Annotated in this window: 22 protein-coding genes and 1 pseudogene; 5 read left to right on the forward strand and 18 right to left on the reverse strand. The window is 61.3% G+C overall.

The window, feature by feature from the left end:
* Positions 1 to 101 precede the first annotated feature (101 nt).
* The 3 genes from OKW26_RS06480 to OKW26_RS06490 are packed head-to-tail and all read right to left on the reverse strand — an operon-like array spanning position 102 to position 3335.
* Entirely contained in the window at positions 102 to 1115 is a 1014-nt protein-coding gene (locus OKW26_RS06480; protein WP_429353037.1) for a tyrosine-type recombinase/integrase, read from the reverse strand.
* The gene (locus OKW26_RS06485) at positions 1108 to 2085 is read right to left on the reverse strand and encodes a tyrosine-type recombinase/integrase (protein ID WP_429353038.1); all 978 of its coding nucleotides are present in this window, start codon (positions 2083 to 2085) and stop codon (positions 1108 to 1110) included. The genes OKW26_RS06480 and OKW26_RS06485 overlap by 8 nt, the downstream gene beginning before the upstream one ends.
* Positions 2082 to 3335, reverse strand: coding sequence for a site-specific integrase (locus OKW26_RS06490; RefSeq protein ID WP_429353039.1), 1254 nt, complete (start codon positions 3333 to 3335; stop codon positions 2082 to 2084). Before OKW26_RS06490 ends, OKW26_RS06485 begins: the two co-directional genes overlap by 4 nt.
* A 262-nt stretch (positions 3336 to 3597) precedes the next feature.
* Here OKW26_RS06490 and OKW26_RS06495 point away from each other — a divergent pair, with 262 nt between their 5' ends.
* Positions 3598 to 3987 (forward strand): VOC family protein, encoded by a 390-nt coding sequence (locus OKW26_RS06495; RefSeq protein ID WP_187620014.1) that lies wholly within the window; start codon positions 3598 to 3600, stop codon positions 3985 to 3987.
* 517 nt (positions 3988 to 4504) lie between these two features.
* Here OKW26_RS06495 and OKW26_RS06500 read toward each other — a convergent pair.
* Complete coding sequence (locus OKW26_RS06500) at positions 4505 to 4795, reverse strand: hypothetical protein (protein WP_184063196.1); 291 nt, start codon at positions 4793 to 4795, stop codon at positions 4505 to 4507.
* A 469-nt stretch (positions 4796 to 5264) separates the two neighbouring features.
* Here OKW26_RS06500 and OKW26_RS06505 point away from each other — a divergent pair, with 469 nt between their 5' ends.
* The gene (locus OKW26_RS06505) at positions 5265 to 5669 is read left to right on the forward strand and encodes a nuclear transport factor 2 family protein (protein WP_184063198.1); all 405 of its coding nucleotides are present in this window, start codon (positions 5265 to 5267) and stop codon (positions 5667 to 5669) included.
* Positions 5670 to 6135: 466 nt separating this feature from the next.
* On the opposite strand, the gene OKW26_RS06510 is transcribed toward OKW26_RS06505, so the two are convergent.
* The 8 genes from OKW26_RS06510 to OKW26_RS06545 are packed head-to-tail and all read right to left on the reverse strand — an operon-like array spanning position 6136 to position 12790.
* Entirely contained in the window at positions 6136 to 7641 is a 1506-nt protein-coding gene (locus OKW26_RS06510) for an amidase (RefSeq protein ID WP_429353040.1), read from the reverse strand.
* Positions 7642 to 7669: 28 nt separating this feature from the next.
* Positions 7670 to 8335, reverse strand: coding sequence for a GntR family transcriptional regulator (locus tag OKW26_RS06515; protein WP_184063203.1), 666 nt, complete (start codon positions 8333 to 8335; stop codon positions 7670 to 7672).
* 47 nt (positions 8336 to 8382) lie between these two features.
* Positions 8383 to 9693, reverse strand: coding sequence for an amidase (locus tag OKW26_RS06520; RefSeq protein ID WP_429353041.1), 1311 nt, complete (start codon positions 9691 to 9693; stop codon positions 8383 to 8385).
* A gap of 2 nt (positions 9694 to 9695) precedes the next feature.
* Complete coding sequence (locus tag OKW26_RS06525; RefSeq protein ID WP_184063207.1) at positions 9696 to 10673, reverse strand: ABC transporter substrate-binding protein; 978 nt, start codon at positions 10671 to 10673, stop codon at positions 9696 to 9698.
* Positions 10670 to 11482 carry an ABC transporter permease gene (locus OKW26_RS06530; protein WP_184063209.1) on the reverse strand — a complete coding sequence of 271 codons (813 nt, stop codon included), beginning with the start codon at positions 11480 to 11482 and terminating at the stop codon, positions 10670 to 10672. The genes OKW26_RS06525 and OKW26_RS06530 overlap by 4 nt, the downstream gene beginning before the upstream one ends.
* Complete coding sequence (locus OKW26_RS06535) at positions 11475 to 12041, reverse strand: ABC transporter ATP-binding protein (RefSeq protein WP_429353042.1); 567 nt, start codon at positions 12039 to 12041, stop codon at positions 11475 to 11477. Before OKW26_RS06535 ends, OKW26_RS06530 begins: the two co-directional genes overlap by 8 nt.
* Positions 11998 to 12336, reverse strand: coding sequence for an ATP-binding cassette domain-containing protein (locus tag OKW26_RS06540; protein ID WP_429353043.1), 339 nt, complete (start codon positions 12334 to 12336; stop codon positions 11998 to 12000). The genes OKW26_RS06535 and OKW26_RS06540 overlap by 44 nt, the downstream gene beginning before the upstream one ends.
* A 58-nt stretch (positions 12337 to 12394) precedes the next feature.
* Positions 12395 to 12790, reverse strand: coding sequence for a hypothetical protein (locus OKW26_RS06545; RefSeq protein ID WP_429353044.1), 396 nt, complete (start codon positions 12788 to 12790; stop codon positions 12395 to 12397).
* A gap of 96 nt (positions 12791 to 12886) precedes the next feature.
* On the opposite strand from OKW26_RS06545, the pseudogene OKW26_RS06550 reads away from it, so the two are divergent.
* Positions 12887 to 13045: pseudogene (locus tag OKW26_RS06550) on the forward strand (M20/M25/M40 family metallo-hydrolase); the annotation flags it as partial.
* A gap of 140 nt (positions 13046 to 13185) precedes the next feature.
* On the opposite strand, the gene OKW26_RS06555 reads toward OKW26_RS06550, so the two are convergent.
* Together OKW26_RS06555 and OKW26_RS06560 are read right to left on the reverse strand one after the other, a co-directional pair.
* Entirely contained in the window at positions 13186 to 13734 is a 549-nt protein-coding gene (locus tag OKW26_RS06555) for a hypothetical protein (protein ID WP_429353045.1), read from the reverse strand.
* Positions 13735 to 13904: 170 nt separating this feature from the next.
* Complete coding sequence (locus OKW26_RS06560; RefSeq protein WP_184063215.1) at positions 13905 to 14171, reverse strand: hypothetical protein; 267 nt, start codon at positions 14169 to 14171, stop codon at positions 13905 to 13907.
* 424 nt (positions 14172 to 14595) lie between these two features.
* On the opposite strand from OKW26_RS06560, the gene OKW26_RS06565 reads away from it, so the two are divergent.
* Both OKW26_RS06565 and OKW26_RS06570 read left to right on the forward strand, forming a co-directional pair.
* On the forward strand, positions 14596 to 15339 hold the full coding sequence (locus tag OKW26_RS06565; RefSeq protein ID WP_429353046.1) for a hypothetical protein: 744 nt from the start codon (positions 14596 to 14598) through the stop codon (positions 15337 to 15339).
* The gene (locus OKW26_RS06570; protein ID WP_429353047.1) at positions 15311 to 16600 is read left to right on the forward strand and encodes a hybrid sensor histidine kinase/response regulator; all 1290 of its coding nucleotides are present in this window, start codon (positions 15311 to 15313) and stop codon (positions 16598 to 16600) included. Before OKW26_RS06565 ends, OKW26_RS06570 begins: the two co-directional genes overlap by 29 nt.
* Here the strand turns inward: OKW26_RS06570 and OKW26_RS06575 are convergent.
* From OKW26_RS06575 to OKW26_RS06590, 4 genes are all read right to left on the reverse strand, one after another.
* Positions 16542 to 17291, reverse strand: coding sequence for a response regulator transcription factor (locus tag OKW26_RS06575; protein ID WP_429353048.1), 750 nt, complete (start codon positions 17289 to 17291; stop codon positions 16542 to 16544). The genes OKW26_RS06570 and OKW26_RS06575 overlap by 59 nt on opposite strands.
* A 507-nt stretch (positions 17292 to 17798) precedes the next feature.
* Positions 17799 to 18431 carry a TetR/AcrR family transcriptional regulator gene (locus tag OKW26_RS06580; protein WP_187613174.1) on the reverse strand — a complete coding sequence of 211 codons (633 nt, stop codon included), beginning with the start codon at positions 18429 to 18431 and terminating at the stop codon, positions 17799 to 17801.
* 367 nt (positions 18432 to 18798) lie between these two features.
* Positions 18799 to 20250 carry a glycosyltransferase family 2 protein gene (locus OKW26_RS06585; RefSeq protein ID WP_184063223.1) on the reverse strand — a complete coding sequence of 484 codons (1452 nt, stop codon included), beginning with the start codon at positions 20248 to 20250 and terminating at the stop codon, positions 18799 to 18801.
* Between the two features lie 67 nt (positions 20251 to 20317).
* A complete protein-coding gene (locus tag OKW26_RS06590) occupies positions 20318 to 20920 on the reverse strand; it encodes a cytochrome b (RefSeq protein ID WP_184063226.1) in 603 nt (200 codons plus the stop codon).
* Positions 20921 to 21029: the final 109 nt, after the last annotated feature.

Below are 21029 nucleotides of genomic sequence, written 5' to 3' on the forward strand. Positions count from 1 at the left end.
TCGACCCCTATGTATAGATCTCAACTATGTATAGGTTGGCTCGAAGGCGGGCATCGGCCCCTGTTCCGCAGGGCTTGAGGGGCCGACGGATCTTTACATAGTTATAGCGTCTGTAAGAAGCGGATGAGCGAATCCGGCGCACGAAATCGCCGCATCTTGGTCGCGGGAGCTTCCAGCCGAGCGAGTGCCTTCTCCTTGATGGCGAGGTCTGCCTCAACGTAGCGGTGAGTGGTATTGGTGCTCTCATGTCCGAGCCAGAGTGCGATCACGTTGAAGGGCACGCCCGATTGCAGCAGGTGCATCGCCGTGGTGTGACGCAACGTATGCGGTGAAACCTGCTTGTTGGCAAGGCTCAGCAGGCTGGTCGCGGCGCGGGCGACGGCAAGATCCAAGCGTTGCCCAACATTACAGCGAGTCATCGCGCGCCCGTCGCGATTAGGAAGCAAGGCTGCTTCAGTTCGCAGTTGTGGGTTGAGGCGCAGCCATGCGCGGATTTCCTGCACAGTCGTCTTCCACAGCGGTACCGATCGTTGTTTGCGACCCTTGCCCTGCAGGTGCACGCAAGCCGCTCCGTCGAGTACGACATCGCTCACGCGCACGCCGATAATCTCGGACACACGAGCGCCGGTGTTGTAGAGCATCGCCATGAGTAGATGGTCGCGCTGCGAGGACCAGGTCGGTCCGGGTTGCCCCAGGACTGCCGCCATCTCTTCGCGAGTGAGGAAACCCAGCATCGGGCGTTCGAAGCGCTTCATCGGCACCGCCAAGGCTCGCTCTACAACATGTAGCGAGGCGACATCGCGTCGGCCGGCAAACTTCAGGAATGCGCGCAGCCCGGTCAGCCGCAGATTGCGGCTGCGAACCGAGTTGTTCCGCTCGCGCTCCAGATGATCCAGGAATGCCAGGATCAGATCGGGCTGGATGTCCACGAGTTGCATCGCGGTCGGCTCCTTGCCCAGCTTGCGCCCGGCGAAGTCCAGAAACAGCACCAGGGCGTCGCGGTAACACGCTACCGTGCGCGAGCTGAGCGCGCGCTGTGTGACCAGGTATTCGGTAAAGAACTGCTGCACGAGCGAAGCGAATGAAGGCGGCTTGGGTGCGACGGCATTACGCATCGGGCACCTCCACCTGGGGCATGAACGACTCGAATCGCTCTGCAGCCAAACCCATCAACTCCGGAACCGCCGAGAGGTACCAATACGTGTTGGTCACCATGGCGTGCCCGACGTAGGTCGACAGCGACAGCATCGCCTGATCGATATCAACACCCTGCGTGTGCCATCGCATGATGCGGTGCACGACGAAGGTGTGACGCAGATCGTGGATACGCGGGGCGTGATGGGTCCCGCGGTTGCGCCAGTTCAGGTTCTCGCGTAGCCCTTTGAAGACGCGATGTACCTGGCGCTCGCCCAGCGGCAGTCCCCGGCGTTGACCGCGCGTGCCGACGAAGAACGGTGCGTCCTCCTGCACGGACTCGCCAGACAGCTCACGCGTCAACCGATAGCGACGCAGGGTTTCGATCGTGGTGGGGTGCATAGGTACCTGACGCGACTTGCCGAACTTGGTCTGGTGGATGGTGAGCATGCCGCGCGTGAGGTCGACATCCTCGATGCGCAGCGCCAGCGCTTCTGAGATTCGCAGCCCCGTGCTGGCGACCAGTCCGAACAGTGTCTCGAAGATGATTCCGCGCAAGCCCGGGGCCGGCCCAAGCTGTCGAGCGGCAGCCAGCAGATCAACGATCTCGCTCTCGCTATAGATATGCGGTGCCTGTCGCTCCGGCAGGCGACCGAAGATCGCATCGTCGGGAACCTCGGTACGCGGCTCGAACTGTTGCAGCCAGCGCATGAACGGGCGCAACTGTTTGAGTCGTCTCGCCCACGTGTGCGGGTCGCTGCTGCCGTGGCTGTCGCGTCGCGCCCAATCGGCCATGACCTCCACAGTCAACGGTCCGCGGTGACCGATGGACTGAACGTGCCGTGCGAAGCTGCGTAAGGCATAAGCCGGGCTGCGTAGACCAAACCCGAGGCCGCGGCGCTCAGTAAGGTAGCGCTCAACGTACGCGTGCAGAGAGAGGACGGCGCTCATGATGGGCTCCCCGGCCACGGCAGCGCCACCTCGACCAATTTACGGCTGTCGAGCTTGGCGTAGGTTAGTGTCGTGTTCAGGGACCGATGGCGCAGCACGTCGGCCACCTCCTTGAGGGAGGAGCCGCTTGCCAGCAGTCGGTTTGCCATGGTGTGGCGAAGCAGGTGTGAGCCTGTGTATGGCAGCCCAGCGCGAGCGTAGGCCTGGCGAATCGTCTTGCGCACGAGATCGGGGCCTGCGGGCTCGCCGCGTGGGGCGACGTGACGTACGAAGACAGCGCGATTGCGGGTCTTGGGACGTTCATCCTTCAGGTACGCGGCAATCGCTGCGCCGGTGGTCGATGGCAGCGGCAGTACGTCTTCCCGACGCCCCTTGGTGTGCCGGAGTGTGATCGTACCGGCGCGCCAGTCGATGTCATCAAGGCCGAGCCGCGCAACTTCACCGCTGCGAAGCCCAAGATCAAGGGCACATCGTACGATGGCGGTACGCCGCATCGGGCAGCGGCCGGCTTGGCCGAGAGACCCGATCAGCCGCTCGACTTCTTCGGTCGTCAGGGTCTTGGGCAGCGAAGCCAATTGCCAGTTGGCAGGATACGAGAGCGCGCCGATGAGCCCATGTACAAGATCGCCGAGTGACGCGCGGTAGCGGAAGTAGCCGCGCAGCGCGGCCACCACTGCGCCGGCACTCGCCGGCTTGCTGTAGAGCTTTGCCTCTTGGGCGAAGAAGCGGCGCACGTGCTCAGGCCTGACCATCGGGATGTCGATGACGTAGTCGCCGAACCGCGAGGTCAGGAACCGACCTACGATGCGTAGTGCCGACTCCCGGGTCTTCGGAGCGAGGCCACGAACATGATCCATGTACTCGTCGTACTGGCGTAGTTCTTCGCTTACCGGCGCTTTGCTCACGACCGGTGGGGTGATCACTCCTCGAGCGCGTAGCACTACCAGCAGATGCCCTGGTGCAGCGCTCAGACTGGGTCGATGGCGTTGAACGACACCGTCGCAACGGCAGGACGGAAGGTGCTCGTTCAGAAACTCGGCGAGCACTGATTCGTCGATGCGACAAACATCCACACGACGGCGATGAATCCATTGCGCAAAATGATCGATGCTGCGCACGTAAGTGGCAAAACTGTTCTTGGCGTAACCACGGTCCGCCAGATATTGCACGAACGCATCGACATGAGGCGCCAAGGGCCCCACGTCGAGCCAGTTGGTGAAGCTGTGTTGAGGCAGTCGGACGTTTCCCATGACGGTCTCCTGAAGTGGAACCACCACTGGACTCCGATACCAAAACTATGTCTAGAAGATCGCTGACCGGCCTGCCACCAGCCGCGCTGCGCCTACATTACGCGAATTCGAAGCCAGCAAACTATACATAGTTGAGATCTATACATAGGGGTCGCTATGCAAAGCTTTACATAGCGACCCGATACGGCCCTTCAAGCTGCCTGGCAGCGGTCGTTCAATCGCTGGGAAAGCGGACGTCATATACTGGCTGCAGGAGAAGCCGATGAAACGCACATGGACAATCATTGGTGTTGCTGATGTGGCCCGCAGCTTCAAGTGGTATCAGTCGCTGTTCGGACAACCGGAAACGCTGCCAGCGCATGACTACTTCGGGCAAATCGTCGACACGGATGGAACGGTCTTGCTATGCCTTCACCAGTGGGGCGCGCATGAGCATCCTCCGCTGGCTAGTCGCGACCGTGCGGAACCTGGCAACGGACTGCTTTTGTTCTTTCGTATCGATGATTTCGACGATGCGCTGCTGAGAGCCCGCGCGCTTGTCGCCGGACTCGAAGAGGAGCCCAACGTGAACCCCAACACCGGAACCAAAGAGTTTGCGCTCCGCGATCCTGACGGGTACTACGTCATGGTGAGTGCGCTCGACCCGCCCTAACACTTCCATCAGGCGGTCGCGCGGCCAATGGCTACTATCGAGCATTTGCGCCTTCGCTGCGCAGGTCCGCAACTGGCCGTTCAGTGCCTCATGCAAGCGGCATATGCACGCCAAGGCAGCGCGATGCAGCGATCGACAGCAGCCGGACCCGCTCCGGCCAGTCAATCCCCTCCGAAGCAGCCGTTCAACGTTTCACATGAGTCGCGTGCGCGGCTTGTCCCCGACTCGCCGCTCGATGAAGCGATGAAGAAGAAATCGGATTGCCATACGTGGAACCGGCGAGCGGCGTGGTGCCGCTTGTTCCCGAAGAGCGCTGCCTAGTTCAAGACAAGCCATCCGCAGCCCATTATGAGATCGCGGAATTCTCAATCCGCTCCGTGGGATCTTCCTGCTCAACGTACAAAGGCCGGTCTGGACGAACTCGGTAAACAGTGTGCGTGAGGAGCAGCCGGTGAAGCTGGTTACGTACCTGCCAATCCGGCCGCCGAACTCATACGGTGCCAGTCGCAAGGCGAAGTTACTTCAGGTGAATGAGGACTGATCCCTCCGATATTTCCGGCGCGGCTGCGCCCGTGTTTCCGGCGTTTTTCGCGATCCAGTCCTTCGCCTTTTGCACGCTTTCATCAATGCCTGCCTTGTCCTGGCAAACAGTTACCGAGAATCCGCCATCGCCGCTGCGCGCGAGGGTGTAGCCGACAAAGCCTATGACCGAACGCAGCAGTTCTTCGACGTCAGTCGCTCGGTTCTCCAGCAGATCGAATAATTCCTTTGCACCCTTCCCGGAATATGTCCTTATAACAGTTTGCATGATTGGATCCTCCTGTTTGATGGACCAACGAGACGAGCACGCCGCACAAAATAATGTGGAGGCTCGATCTGCTCTTTCCGACAGCGTGTAGTGCGTGCAACTAATTGAGAAGGCCGCCCCACCTGATATCCGCGACCCTTACCTATCAGTGTAGTAACTGTGCCGTCGTAGTAAACGCAACGCCCGCAAATGGCCGTTTACTGCACCATGCACGCGGCCACACCCCCGAACCGCGCAGGGCAGCGGTCGACAGCCCTCGACCCCTAGTTGCCGTCGGACCCGGCACCAAGTCAACGGCAGATTTTAGGATCCAACGGCCATCCATGAGCCTGGTGCGGCCGGCAGGTTCTCAGCTTTTTGCTGGTTGGCGAGCGCACGGTTTTCGGTGACTCGACTATGATGATCTGGTAATGGCCTCGATTCCGCAGTAATACAGCAAGATCTCGAAACGGCGATTGTGGGAGGCGCAATGAGCGAGCAACAAAATGTTCAATTGGTGCAGCAAGCATACGATGCTTTCAGCAAGGCCGACATCGGGGGCGTCCTGAAAACGCTCGCCGAAAATGTCGACTGGTTCATACCTGGGCCTACGGAGATCATCCCATTCGCTGGTGGAAGGCACGGCCCTCAGGAGGTCGCGGAATTCTTCAGTGCGCTTGCTGCGACTCAGACTGCCGAACGGTTCGAACCTCTCAATTTTATTGCCAGCGAAGACAAGGTCGTCGTGCTTGGGGTGCAGCGCTGGCGCGTAAATTCAACTGGCATTACGTATGAGGATGAGTGGGCTCACGTCTTCACGATCGAAAACGGAAGAATCACGAAATTCAAGGAATACCATGACACTGCGGCTGAAGCGGCGGCCCATCGGCGATAGAAACATTGGTCTACCTTGATTAAAGCCGAGGCAACGTTCAGCGACCGCGAGTTTGGCCCTCATGTCGATTTTCTTCGGTAATTTTCTTCGGTACCACCAGCGGCGGCGTGCATCGATCCGCAACATCGTCCCCTCCCGCACGCGCCTGGATGCCTCGTGTGGGTCACCGCAACGCTTCGCTTGACGAATAACGCGCTCGGGGCATTCTCTTTCGTCAAAGGCCCGCCCCGTTGCGCCACTAGCCCGCTTTTCGCGTGGGACGGATCTGGGCGCCGGATTCGGCCCTGTCCCGGCGTTTCAGCGCACCGGAGAAGGCTATCCGCCTGCGCCTCCTGCATCGCACGACAGGCCTTGTAAGCATGTCTTTATGCTGAAGTCCAGTTATCGAATATCGCCAAGAGAGCTGGCAAGATCCCTCTTGGGCTCGCATCACGAATGACAGCCTGAGTTTGTCGTCAAGCCGTCACTAGGCCATCCTCGAACGATTCGATAAGACCGGCGGGGACGACACGATAGACCGCAGCTCAGGGACCGGCTCGGACAGTGCTTTAAGATCCGGCGCAGGTCGCCGCAGCGCGTCGTCCGTAGCAAATGCCGCTTCGAGCGCCTCCGAAATGTCCAGCAGCCGCCCGTCTCCACGCGCTGGGCCGACCAACTGCACACCAAACGGCATGCCGGCATGATCGACCCCGCACGGCAGCGACAACGCCGGATTGGTCATCAGCGAAACGAGGTAAGTCAGTCCCAGCCAGCGATAGTACGTATCGAGCGGCTTGCCATTGATCGCTTCGAGATGCCATTGGGACCACGGAAATGGCGTGACGGACACCGTCGGCGAAACGATCACGTCATAGTGCTGCACGAGCGACTGGAAGCGTCGATACAGCGTCGTTTGCATCTTGTGCGCCCAAACGGCGTCGCCGAGCGTCATCGATGCGCCCAGCTCGAAGTTCGCGCGCGTATTGGGTCCAAGCTGCGACGGATCGCGCTCATAGATTTCCGCGAACTGCGCAACGAAGTTCTGCGCGCGCACTACGTCGAAGCATCGGTCGATGCCGCTCATGTCGATGCATACCGGTTCGCACACCGCCACGTGCCGTGCGATCTTGTCGACCTTCGCGCGGAACGTCGCGCGGGATGCGTCGTCGAGCGCGCATACCCCGAAGTCATCGGTAAAGCCGATGCGCAGCCCCGACGCATCGATCGGACGGCGCTGCGCAAGCGCGGCCGAATCGACGTCGTAAGATAGCGGATCGCGCGCGTCGAAGCCAGCCTGCGCGGCAAGCAGCAACCGCACATCGCCGACGGTACGTGCCATCGGGCCGCTCACGGTAATCGGCGCCCACCCGAGTTCGCGCCGGTCGCCCGGCACGAGTCCCGGCGATGGCCGCAGTCCCACAATCCCGCAGACCGCGGCTGGAATGCGCAGCGATCCGCCCGTGTCCGAGCCGGTGCAGAGCGGGAGCATGCCGGTTGCGAGCGCTGCGGCCGATCCGCCCGACGACCCCCCCGCGTTCAGCAGCGGCGCAAAGGGGTTGCCCGTCGCGCCCCAGACGTCGTTGCGGGTGTTCGCACCCGCGCCCATTTCGGGCGTGTTGGTCTTGGTTGTCACGATGGCGCCCGCCGCCCGAATGCGTGCGACCATCCCGTTGTCCTCGTCCGGAACGTTTGCGCGGAAGAGCTTCGAGCCATACGTCGTGAGTACGCCGGCGGTCTCTTCCAGATCTTTCACGCCGATGGGCACGCCATGCAGCAAGCCGAGCGGCTCGCCACGCATCACCGCCGCTTCCGCGCGACGCGCTTCGTCGCGCGCACGTTCGAAACACGTCGCCGCCATCGCGTTGACGGCAGGGTTAATCGCTTCGATGCGCGCGATGCACGCGTCAAGCAGTTCGACTGGCGAGACACTGCGATCGCCGATCAGTCGGCGCGCATCGACGGCGGAGAGAGAGACGAGAGAGTCGTGCGTCATGGGCATCGAGGAGGAATCGGATAAGAGCTCAAGCCGCCGCTGGCGAAGGCAAGGCCTGCTCGACACAGGCGATGATCGCATCGCGCGTGTTCTCGAGATGCGCGTACGTCTGCTCATGCACGGCGCGCATATCGCGGGCGCGGTAGGCGTCGAGGAGATCGGCATGCTCGCGGTTGTTGCTGTCGAGGATATCGCTTTTGACGTGCATCGAGAGGGACACGTAAGGCCGCGCGACCAGCGACAGCCCTTCGACCAGTTCAAAGAGACGCGTGCCGGCGGCGCTCGCCATCAGATGCTTGTGGAACTCCTCATTGAGGATGGCCCACCTCTCGGACGACAATGTCGCGCACATTTCATCATGCACCTTTTCGGCGGAGGCGAGCTCGCCATCGGTGGCATGCGCGCAGGCGCGTTGGGACAGCATCGGCTCGAGCACCATGCGCAGTTCGTAGATTTCGCTGACGTCCGCGGCCGTGAGCGCGCGTGTGACGACGCCCTTGTTGGGATCGATCGAGACCAGCCCTTCCGCGCGCAGGTCGCGGAACGCTTCGCGCACCGGCGTCGTACTGACGCTGAGGCGTTTGGCGATCTCTTCCTGCCGCAGCCGCGTGTTCGGTGGATACACGCCGTTGAGAATCTCGGCGCGCAACGTGCCGAGCACGTATTGCTGAATGGTACGAAAGGGCTGGCTCATGTTCGTCTCCGTGAGCGGTTGTTATCGTATGTTGCGCATTTCGTCGATCAAATGGTGACGGCGCGTCTTTCGAACTTCAGCATGCTTTCGATGCGCGCGGCAACGCGCAGCAGCTTCGCATCATCGCCGAAAGCGCCGACGATCTGGAAGCCGAGCGGCAGATTTGCATCGCTCCAGCCGGAAGGCACATTGACGGCGGGCGCCCCCATCAGGCTCCAGGGTGCGCAGAAACGGGCGTCGCCCGTATCGGCGTGTCCGTGGGGCGCTTCACCGCTGGCGGGCAAGGTCACGAGCGCGTCGCAGCCTTGCAGCAGCGCGGCAGACTGCGAGCGCACGTGCGCCTGCAACAGCAAGGCTTGCTGATAGCGCTCGAGCGGCATCGCCTGGCCTTCGGACAACAGCACGCGCATGTGTTCGCTCATCAGCGCGGGCGCGCGTGCGGCTACATCGCCAATGGCGCGATACGCCTCGACCGCGAGAATCGTCAGTGTCGCTTCGCGCATTTGCGGCAGGTCCGCGCCGTAGTCCAACTCGACGATGCGCGCGCCGCCTTCGCTCAGCGTCCGCAGCGATGCATCGAAATTGGCGCGTTGATGCGGCGCGATGAGTTCGTCCCAGAACGGCGTGCGAACGACGCCGAGCGTGAGCGCGGAGGTGCCGCGCGGAAAGTGATCGCGCCACGCCGCTTCGCTTTCGACCGCCTGAAGAGCGCCTTCGACGAACAACGCATGCGCGACGGCGACATCGTCGACGGATCGCCCGAAGAATCCGACGTGATCGAGCGACGCAGCCAGCGGATGCACGCCTTCGCTCGGCACCGCGCGATACGACGGCTTGTAGCCGACGATGCCGCAATACGCGGCCGGGCGAATGATCGATCCGACCGTCTGCGTGCCGATGGCGAGCGGCACGATGCCCGCTGCGACGGCCGCCGCCGATCCGCTCGACGAGCCGCCCGGCGTGTGCGCACGGTTCCACGGGTTGACGGTCGCAGCCGGTCCGCGCCAGGCGAATTCGGTCGTCTCGGTCTTGCCGAAGACCGTCCCGCCGAGCGCGCGGATCATCGACACGATGCGCGCGTCGCGCTCGGGCCGATGCCCGTCGTAAGCCGGCGAGCCGTAGCCCGTGGGCATGTCGGCGGTATCGGCGAGATCCTTGACTCCGATGGGCACGCCCACGAGCGCACGCGCCACGGCGCCGCGCACGGCGTACGTATCCGGCCGATGCACGAAGGCCCGAAGCCACGGCTCCAGCGCATCGGCGCGGGCCTGCGCGTCCAGCAGCGTCGCGCGCGCGGCGGCTTCGTCGTGACGATTAGCGAGCAGTGTCGTGAGCAATGATTGATCTGATCGATTCATCGTTACTTGCTCGCGGCTGCGGCGAACGTGTTGTCGACGCCATTGGCATAAGTGATTGCGCCGGGTTTGATGTTGCCGATCGACTCCTGCAGATCGAGCGCATTGCGGAAGGCCTGCTCGGAAATACCGGGCGTGGCCGCATAGATCTTCTGATCGATGAGACGCTGCACCGCCGAATCGACGATCTTCGGATCGAGCGATGGGAATTCGGCGCGCGCGACGCTCTTCGCCGTGTCGTGCGATTGCTGAATCAGAGCTTCGGCCTCACCGATCGACTTCACGAACGCGGCTACCATCTTCGGCTTGCTCTTGACGGTGAGAGAGAGCGTGTCGATGGTCGAGAATGCATAGCCGCCCGGATACGCCTTCGGGAACGCATACACGATGCGATAACCCTGCGCGAGCCCCGTTTCCGCTTGCGGCATATAGAGCGCGGCGGCTTCTGAGCGCCCCGCCATCACCGGCGCGAGTTCGGTGCCGATCTGCACGGTGTTCATCTTCACGTCCGCGAGCTTCTGTTCGCTGATGAGCCGTTGCAGCAGATACGTGCTCGTCGACGGCGGCAGTGCGGTCGAGACGCTTTTGCCTGCGAGATCGCCGACGCCCTTGACCGTCGAATCCTTCGGCGCGATCACCCACACCGGCACGCCGGCGACCACGTTGGCCACGTTCACGAGCGATGCGCCCTTGAGGTTGGCGAGCATGGCGGTCATCGGGTCTTGCAGCGAGAAGTCCGCATGACCGCCGATCACCGCTGCAACGCCCGCCGCGCCGCTGCCCGCAGTGACCTTCTGCACGGCAAGGCCGTTCTTCTCGAAGATGCCTTTGTCGATAGCCACATAGAGCGGCAGGTACTGGATCGACTGAAATGCCTGATAGATGACCACCGGCTCGGCGGCCTGAGCGCTCGTCGCGCCGATTCCGGATGCGACCAGACATGCGGCCGCGATACTATTGAGCAGAGCGTGTGTCTTCTTCATTTTTTCTTCCAGGAAATGATCTTCGCTTCCGCGAGTTGAACGATCCAGCTGAGAACCGAGGCCATCAAGGTCAGCACGATGATGCCGAGCCAGACGGTATTGAGATCGAAGAGCGAGCCCGCGACGAACACCGCGTGACCGAGCCCCGACTGCGATGCAATGTATTCGCCGACGACCGCGCCGATCAACGCGAAGCCGATGTTCACGCGCAGCGTCGAGAAGATCCACGGCAGCGCGCTCGGAACGATGAGCTTGGTGAAGATCATCGACGGCTTCGCCTTGAACGAATGGAAGAGATTGAGCAGGTCCTTGTCGACTTCACGCGCGGCGGCGCAGGACGAGATCATCGCGACGGCGAATGTGGAGATGCCGGCGAGCCATATCTTCGACGAGGCGTCGGAACCGAACCAGATCACGATGAGCGGTCCGAGCGCAATCTTCGGAATACTGTTGAGGATGACGGACAATCCTTCGGCGACACCCGAGACTGTCGGCAGAAACCACAGCAGCAGGCCGAGACCGATCCCGAGGCCGCTACCGATGGCGAGACCCGCCAGCGTTTCATAGAGCGTGACCCAGGTGTCGGACACGAGCGTGCCCTGCGTCAGCCCGATGACGGCGGCCTCATAGATGCCGGACGGCGAGCCCAGCAGCTTGCCGTTGATCCAGCCCGCGCTAACGGCAAGTTGCCAGGCAAGGACCAGCGCAACGACGATACCGAAGACGGCGCCCGTCGTGCCGAACTTGCGGCGCGTACGGCGTACGGCTTTCCTTGGCGTGACGTTGGTGGACAGAACGGCTTCAGTCATGGACGGCTCCTGCAAGGATGCTCGATGGAGCGACTTCATCTGCGTCGCGCGAGGTGACGTGTCCGCGCAAACCGTTCCAGACACGCGCGTGATAGCCGCGGAACTCGGGCGCCTCGCGCGCGGAGACGGCATTGCGCGGTCCGTGCGTCGTCAGTTCGATGTCGATCTGGTCTTCGATGCGTGCGGGACGCCCGCCAAGCAGGATCACGCGATCGCTCATCGCGATGGCTTCTTCGATGTCGTGCGTGACGAGCACGACACTCGTGCCGCTTTGCGCACGCAGCGCGATGATGTCGTCCTCGAGTGCGAGACGCGTTTCGTAGTCGAGCGCGGAGAAGGGTTCGTCGAGCAGCACGAGCGTCGGATCGACGAGCAGTGTGCGCGTGAGCGCAACGCGCTGTCTCATGCCGCCTGAGAGCGAATGCGGATAGGCATCGGCGACGGCGCCGAGCCCGTAGCGCGCGAGCATCTGCCGCGCACGGGCGACATCATCGGGCCGGACCTTGCGATACAACTCAATGCCGAGCAGCGCGTTTTGCAGCACTGTGCGCCACGGCATCATCAGGTCCTTCTGCAACATATAAGCGATGCGGCCCGCTTCCCCATCTGCCGCGTCTGCCGACCGATATCTCGCCTGACTGCGGCGTGAGCAGGCCTGAAATGAGATTGAAGAGGGTGCTCTTGCCCGCGCCGCTTCGTCCGACGATGGACACGATCTCGCCATGTCCCACGGAGAAGTCGAGCCGGTCGAAGATGGTCACGGTCGAGCGATCGGGCGATTGAAATCCGTGACTGAGCTGCCGCACGCGCAGCGGTTCCGCGAACGTGTTGACTGTTGCGTTCGATCCCTTCATGTCGTTCCTCGCAAGGTCTCGTACTGGTGAAGTAGTTGCTGCAATGCATAATGCACAATCAAAAATCGGAAGCTGTCCTCGTCAAAAAAGTTTTTTCCCGGTGGATTCGCATGGGGATGCGTCGGTGCGCGACCTTGGTGCCGCTGCGCGTCCGCAGTGCGCGTCGCTGTGCGAAATCGGTGCATGTTGCGATGAAACTGTGCGGAGCGAGGCATGAATTCAATGGCACATTAATCGCTTCGTGCAAGTCTCTTGAACGACGTTCATTCCGTTGGAAAGCCACTGCAAAGAGCGATTGCCAAGACAGGAAGTGTTCGATCCGTGCACGAGCGATCAGCCGATAGCCGCCCGAATCGTCAGCTTGCTCGACGGCGACAGCTTGATGCTGTCTATCGATCGACTGGCCGCGTTCGGACACCGCACCGATGGCGCGTGTCTCGAGAAGCGCTGACACCGCGAGATCGCGGCTGGGAGACTTACGTCGACGATTGCGCGAACCTGTCCTTTCGTCGCAACTGTCTCGAGGATCTGCCACCGGTCCTGACCGGCAATCGATACACAGCCCGCAGGCGGACGCCTGGACGGCGCTTACGGCGGGCTGGCAGGGCTCGAAGTGCTTCGCGCGCTGGATCCAGCGGGCATCGCGACACGGCATCCTGTCGAGGTCGTCGCGTGGACGAACGAGGAAGGCAGTCGTTTTGCGCCCGGCGCGGGGGTTCGAGTGCGTTCTCGATCCCGCATTGCTCGCGGGCTACCGCGAATCGCGCGACGCCGGAGGCATCCGGTTTGGAGATGCGCTGGATGAAGCGCTTGCGGCAACGCCCGTCATTGCGGTTACGTGAAGACCCGCTATCGTGGTCTGATGAAGAACATCGCCCAGATCACCACGCTTCGGGAAAGTCGAAGGACGCGATCGGACAGCAGCTCGCCGGTGAGAAATGCGACGGGAATAACGCCTGCCCACGCGAAATGACGCCTAATGCTATCAGCAACCTCCTTGCCAGTGGCTCCGTCGCGCGGCCGGATATCGGTGACGATGAGATCGGGAATGCGGCTGTCATCGGCGAGGATGACGTCAAATCCATCCATCGATTCTGCGGCGTGCACGAATGCGCCCGCGCTCGCGGCACGTTCCAGTGGAATGGTGACGAGCAAACCGACGACATACATCATCGGCACCATCGTGGCGTGCGCAATCACCGACTCCACGCGCGCGTCGACGCTCTGGCCGCTGGGCTTGAAATAGAGCATGACCAGGTAACTGACAACGCATAGCCCGATCAGCCACGCCGCCGTGATCCCTCGGAGCCGGAATGCCATGAATATCATGAAAAGGGAAAACGTCAGGATCGGATAGGCTTGCCGCCAAGCCAGGTCGCCCGGATAGATCTGCACCATTCTCAGGACCGCGCACCAGCAACTGATCGTCCAGACACTGAGCAGCTCGACGGCCCTCCGCTCGACGAAATAGCATCGTTGAGATCCAGAACTGAGGGATCTATACACGCCGACGACGGTGAAGGTGACGGTTCGATAGTCGAAACATCCTTCTGGCCCGCGCCCCTCACCTAGCTGCCTCGGTAAAGCTCGACCATCTTCGCTGCTTCGCCATTTTTCTGGAAATCCTCCAGCTCGCGCATCACCTGCTCGCGTGTTTTTCCGGGGAGAACAGGATCTGCCGATGTGGCAGCCGGAACCGCGACCGCCGGAGCCTGCTGGGTGCTGCCAGCCGCTACGGACTCCTGCTGGTTGGTCGCTGATTGGGCGAAGCATCCATCTGCTGTCACTCCAGCCACCACGACAAGACAGACGGTAACCGATTGATAAAGTTTCATGAGAGTACTCCTTCGAAGTTTAAGAGATCGGCGTGTTCACTCTCTCGCCGACCCACAGCATTCTTCGCACGAGCCAACGCAGATTCGGCCTCCTTGCGACGATCAGCCGATCCAGGTGCACTCGATGACTGCCCTGTCAGCGTTGCTGTCATATTCATTCTTGGCCAGCCGAAACGCCATCGCAACGCACATGCGTAGGCGATGAACAACCACCGTCGGCGAAAGATGTATGCACTGTCGATGTCCGATCCCAATCCCGATCCCGATGACGTGTCGGACATTCGCCTCCCGACGGCGGTCCTTCCTGAACGGTCCAACTGCGGGCACGTCACGTCGCTGATACATTTGTGGCTGATGGTAGGGAGGGCGACCTGCTATTCTGTTTTTATCGCACCGCGGCTACGGACGAGGGCGTTGTGCATCCGTGGCCTTCGACATCGCTTTCGCTGCAATTCGCCGCATTGCTCCGTTAGCCACGATCGGTGGAGATCTTTCCAGCCAGTGGTGCGGCGATAAAGCTCATCGATGTGGAGCACTATCCCACGGTGATTTTTCTGGTCCGGCAGGCCTTATGAAATTGTCAGGCTTCGTGGTACGCAAGTTTGCCTCGGCAGATCTCGAGCGCGCGTTCCGTACTGACTATGCGCGCCGCTACGCCGGCCAACGCAGGCTGGCTGGCGCCGCCAGCCTCCTGCTGTGGATCCTGTTTGCTCGCCGCGATTGGTGGCTGCTGACCCGGGTCGATCCCGGCATCATCTTTCACGTTGGCTATCTGCGGCTCGCAGGTGCCGTGGGTATGGCTGTGCCGATATGTTTGATGTGGGGACCGCGTGCCTTCGACGAACGCTGGGTGGTCGGATTGCTTTGCGTATGGATGCTGAGCTGCTGGTTCACCCTCTTGCAGTTGATGGAGCTTTACCCGGGCGGCCTTGGCTTTCCGGGAAGTATTCCCCGAATTTTTACTTGTCCTTTTCACGATATTCACATTGCTCCGACTTCGAGCAATCACGGCAGCGTGGTTAGTCGGGCTGGGCGTTGTAAGCTTTCACCTTACCCTTTCTCTCTGGCCACGGACGGGCGCTTCCACGGTGGGCGCTGGCTGGGCGTCCCGTGGGTCTGTGTTGGCCATCATGTATTTTATGGGCGTTGTCATCTGCATTCAGTTTGAACGCGCTGCCCGCCGTGAATTTATGTTCAGGCGGACATTGCGCGCAGCAAACGCACGCGTTCAGGCGGCGTCCTCCGCTGTCAAACGGCAGAATGAACGCATGAGAGAGCTGGTCAGAGAGAAGGAACGGTTCTTTTCATCGGCCTATCACGACATCCAGCAGCCGCTCGCCGCAATCAACCTCTTCATCCGCAGCGCGCGGACAAAGCTCGAAGCTGGTCACGCCGCAACGCATGATCTCGACGTCATCGAGGAGACGGCAGGCGACATCCTCGACATGTTCAAGAACATTCAGGACTACAGCGAACTAGGTTCGTACGTTCCAAGCCTGTCGCCGATCGATACACAAGCCGTGCTGGCCGATGTTTTTGAACAATATCTTGAACCGGCGAGATCGCAGGGCATCGAAATCAGAAGCACCATGCGCTTGCGCCGCCCGCCGCCCATTGAAAGCGACCGCTCGCTGTTCAAGCGGGTATTGTCCAACCTCGTATCGAACGCGATCAAGAACACCCGCATGGGAGGCGTCGTTATCGGGTGGGTGGAGGTCGGTGAACGGCTTCGCATCGACGTCTGGGATACGGGCGTCGGTATCTCGCCCGCACATCGGGATGCGATATTCGCCGAGTACTATCAGATTGACAACCCGGGCCGCGATCGCTCGAAAGGCTTGGGGCTCGGGCTGTCCATCGTCCAACGGGTCATTGGGATTCTGCCGGGGCACAGCTTGAGGTTCTATTCGGTCGAAGGGCGCGGGTCGCACTTTTCCCTGTACGCTCCAATTTCGATAATGACGCCGGTCATCGGGACGGAGGACCGAAAGGATGATGCATACACGTCCGTGCTCAAGGGCAAATACGTCCTGCTTTGCGACGACGAACCGACCGTTCTCGAAGGTCTGCGGCGGCTGTTTATCAGCGCGGGCGCACTCGTGGATACTGCCGGGTCAATGACGGACTTCGAAGCGATTCTGGCCGATGAAGGCCGCGCACCCGACGTCCTCGTCACCGATATACGGCTGCGCGAAGGGCCAAACGGCATTGAGCTTGCCGAACGGATCAGGCGGCGTTTCGACTGGGCGGGCGCGCTGCCCGTTGCGTTCATCACGGGCGAGCTGATTTCCCCGCCCTCACTTCGCGATTTTTCCCAGCCTTTCGTGTTGCTGCGCAAGTCTTCCGCGCCAGAAAACACGCTCGTTGAAGTCAGCCGGTTCGTTGCCGCCCAACAGCCGGCAGACTTTTGTCATGTGCGGGATCCGTGACTGGCGGAACGCCAAGTTTGATCCCTCTATCTGCAAGCATCACGATCAGTTCCGTACGGCGCCGCAGATTGAAATGCGCGAGCAGATGACTGATGTATTTCCGTACGGTAATGTCCTCGAGCCCCATTTTCAGCGCGATGACCTTGGATGGAAGCCCGCGCACCAGCCACGCCAAGGTTTCGAACTCTCTCGGAGTCAGTCCCAGTTCAGATGCGGTGCTCATTTCTGAGTTGCCTCCCGACTGGTGGTTCCGAGGTTCATCCGCGGGGGCGTCGTCTGTGCTCATGTAACGCCTGAGCGTCGCGATGCTTGACGCAGGCAGGAATACGCCGCCGGCCAGCACCGCGCTTATCGCCGCATGGAGCGCTTCAGGAGATGACGATTTGGGCACGTATCCCATGGCGCGAAGTTCGATGCATCGGCCAATGGTTTCCACGCTACCGTCGGCCGAGATCACAATCACCGGTAAAGACGGGCGCGACTCCTTCAATTCGGCAAGCGCGTCGCAACCGTGACCATCGGGAAGGTCGAGATCGAGAAAAACGATGTTCAGGAATTCGCCGAGCGCATGATTCAAACCTTGTGACAACGTACTCGCGTGCAGCAACTCGATGTCCGGAAAGATCTGTCTCAGCAGAAGCGCCAGTCCGGCTCTGAACAGTTCGTGATCGTCGACGATCAGTACGCGCATTCCATCGTCTCCCTGAACCGCTTTCGAAGCGGGCCGCAATGACGCAGCGGATGATGCTACATCCGTGGCGGTCTTGCGTTGTGTCAGACCAATAGTACATGCAGTGTACCGATGCCCCGGACGGCGACGGCTGACCAATAGGACATTTCCTCGAATGTGGCGGTTTTTGCCCGTCGTCCGGCGATTCAAGCCTACCGGAATGGGGATAAACTCACGAGCGGACGCTTCAACTTCACCTGCTCGCGCAGCGGTTGGCGCAAGAAATCTCCCTCTGGCACCGGCATCTTCGGGCCAATCCCCACTTCGTCAAAATTTGAAGGATTCGTGCGGCAATATGCACGCACCATGTAAATCACGCAACTCCATTTCCGCATCGGATTCTTGCTGCGTAAGCCGCTGAGAGTTGTTCGGGAACGCCTACTTGGGCAGAGCGATGTTGGCACTCAATTGCGCGAATTCAGTTTTGCTCATCGATAATTAGCCGTTAGTCTTAAATCGTTGCACCATTTATCTATTGAGTTGACTAAGGCCAAATTCAAATTCCCGTCTCAGTACGCCGGACACATCAATGAACATTTGTTCGGCCGTCATCTCGTTCTGCTCGATCTGAAGCGACATGAAGACGCCGTCCAGCAATTGAAGTAACATTCGCCCCATTCTTTGGGCAAGGCGCTTCGCACCGTCGGACTCATAGCCCTCTAAAAGGGGGGCCACAGATCGCTCGACATAATCCCTCCATTCGCGCCGGATCTTGACCGCAGCGTCCCGTATTTCATGGCGACTGGCTTGATGTTCGGTTGCGACGATCATCATAAGGCGCAAAAATTCCGGTGCCTGAACGAAGCCAGAAGCGAATACCATCAGCTTTTCATAGGGGTCGGTCTTCTGATCCGAAAAAGGCTTAAATTTCCGCCTCCATTCCTCTGCAGTAATGGTAAGGACTTCTGCAAAGAGCCTCTCTTTGGATTCAAACGCCCAATAGATTGACCCCGAAAGCACGTTCGCTTTTTTTGCGATCTTTGATATCGATGCCGCTGTATATCCTTGCTCGGCAAACACCTCGCGCGCGGCCGCCAAGATACGGTCGCGAGCGAGTTGCGGATCGACGTTTTTTTTTATTTTTTCGTTTGCATTAGGCATAAATCTTCTTTCTGAGTTTGTTTCAGCCCTCCATGATAACTGGGTTTTCCAGTCTGATCGGGGTGAATGACGACGCGGTGCAAATCGCGCAGGGACGCCTCGGCGGGTGCATCGAGGGTGCTGCGATCCAGCGGGGGCGCTGCATGCATGAGGGACGCCTCCTGGCACGAACGGAACCAGGCTCGGCCGACGGCGCACGCGGGGACCGCATCGAAACCCAGTCTACTCGAACATGCGAGACGATGTGTCTGCCAGCCCGCCGTTGCCGTCGAAATCGCCTGGCAAGGCAGCCACGCGAGCGCGGGCCGATCCTGCCGGCGCAGACCGGACGACGCTCGCGGCGTAACCGCGCAGCCGGCGTGACTCGTCAGTGTTCGTCGGGCGCCACCAGCCCCGAGCGCTGCTGCCGGCCCCACGAGCGCCCGCCGCGCAGGAAGTGCAGCCAGCCGAGCAGCGCGCCGGTATGGCGAATCAGCTGGAACGTGAAGGGCTCGGCAAGCGCCGCCGCCATGGCCATCCACAGACTCGAGCTGGGGCGCTCGCCGGTCCAGCGCCGGTACAGGTGGATACACCAGAGATAGAACGCCAGGTCGATGGCGGTTTTCAGGCCGATCACGCAGAAAATCGACACCACGATCGCGCGGTGCCCGCCGAACAGAAAGCCGGGCAGCAGCGCGAACGCGGTCAAGCCGTAGATCGGCTGCATCGTATCGATCGCCTTGACCGGCAGCATCAGCATCCCGAGCGTGCCGTAGCGCGGATTGCCGGTCATGTCGCGATTCCAGTACTGAGTCTGCAGAAAGCCGGCGAACCAGCGGCGCCGCTGCCGCAGAAAGCTGCCGAGCGTGCCGGGCGCGTCCGTGCGCGCATGCGCGTCGCCGACCACGCGCACCGCCCAGCCGAGCCCGTGATCCGCCGAATGGCGGCGCAGCCGGTGAATCAACTCGTAGTCCTCCACCAGACACTGCGGGTCGAAGCCGCCTACCGCCAGCAGCGCATCGCGCCTGAACGCGGCGAACGCGCCCGACACCAGCAGCAGGCTGTCGGCGCGCATCCACGCAAAGCGCGCGATGAAGTTGCGCATGTACTCGTAGGTCTGGAACCACTGGAACACACGGCCCGACACGCTCTTGCCGCAGACCGGCACGAGAATGCCGGCCGCCGCGACGAGCTTCGGCTCGCTCGCGAACGCGGCGCGCATCGCGTAGGTGGCGTCGTCATCGAGCAGCGTGTCGGCGTCGACGGTCATCACGGTGTCTGTCGTCATCACGGTGATCGCTGCGTTCAGCGCGCGCGCCTTGCCGCCATGCGGCACGCGCAGCCAGTACAGATTGGGATAGAGCGAACTGGGCGCGCTCAGTTTGCCGTCCGCGGCCGGGGTCAGGCCGAAGCGCTCCGTGAGCAGCGCGCGCGTGTTGTCGGTGGAGCCGTCGTCGGCGATCACGATCTGCGTCAGGCCGTGCACCTGCCGCAGCAACGCGGCAAGCGTCATGGGCAGCACGGCGGCTTCGTCATGCGCGGCGACGATCACGCCCATGGCCGGCAAGCTGCGCGTCTCCGAGGCCGGATCGAGCGGCGCCGCGGGGCGCAGGAGCGGCAACGTCTTCAGTGTGACGAAGCCCAGCAACAAGGTGTCGTAGGCCACATACGCGAGGCCGGTGGACCACGCCACCACGCCATGCAAAAAGAACGCCCGGGCGAACAGCAGTAGCCATACCACGACGACACTCAGGTGAATCAGCGTGCTCGGCAGCGGGGCGGGGCGCGGCAGAATGCGCGGCGATATGAGCGCGAGCGCCTGTTCCAGTGATCTCTTCAAAATGGCTGCTGAATCTGTCGATACCGCGTTGATAAAAGGCCTGCGTCAAAAGGAACAGCGACGGCCGTCACGGCACCATGCGTTTGAGCACCGACTTGCGATCGATCCATTGATGCTTGAGCGCACCGCCCACATGCATCAGAAGCATGGCGTAGAGCGCATAGCCGAGCCACGCATGCAGGGCGCCGAAGCGATCGTGCAAGCTTTCCTTCAGCGCCGGATCGAGACGCGTCACGTAGCCGATGCGCGGCCACGGGAACAGGTTGAACAGGCGCATCGGATGAGTCGCCGCGTCTTTCCAGGCCGAATCGTGCAACCAGCCCGACAGCGGCAAGCCGATCATGAGCAGATACAGCACGAAATGCGCGACGTGCGCGGCGCGCATTTCCCAAGCCGGAAAGTCGGCCGGCAACGGCGGCGGCCGGTGCGACACGCGCCACAAGATGCGCAACAGCACGAGGCAGAGCACGGTGATGCCGATCGATTTGTGAGTATCGATCACCGGACGCACCCAGTCGTCAGGCAGCGAATCCGCGCTGAGCCCCAACACGACATTGCCGATCATCAGCACCGCGATGATCCAGTGCAGCAGCATCGCCGTGCGGGTGTAGCGCCACGAAGCCTGCGCAGCGCTCGACTGCGCAAGCGGGACAGGGGCCGGAGTGGTCATCGATGATTCCGTCCGGACATGAAGGCGATCCTGCACAACCTGTTTAAAACGGCGTCGTCGAAATAGTGCCTGCGTCTATAAATTGACCCCGATAGAACGTTCGCTTTTT

Source organism: Paraburkholderia sp. 32 (genome assembly GCF_050435345.1).
GTDB classification, from domain to species: Bacteria; Pseudomonadota; Gammaproteobacteria; order Burkholderiales; family Burkholderiaceae; genus Paraburkholderia; species Paraburkholderia tuberum.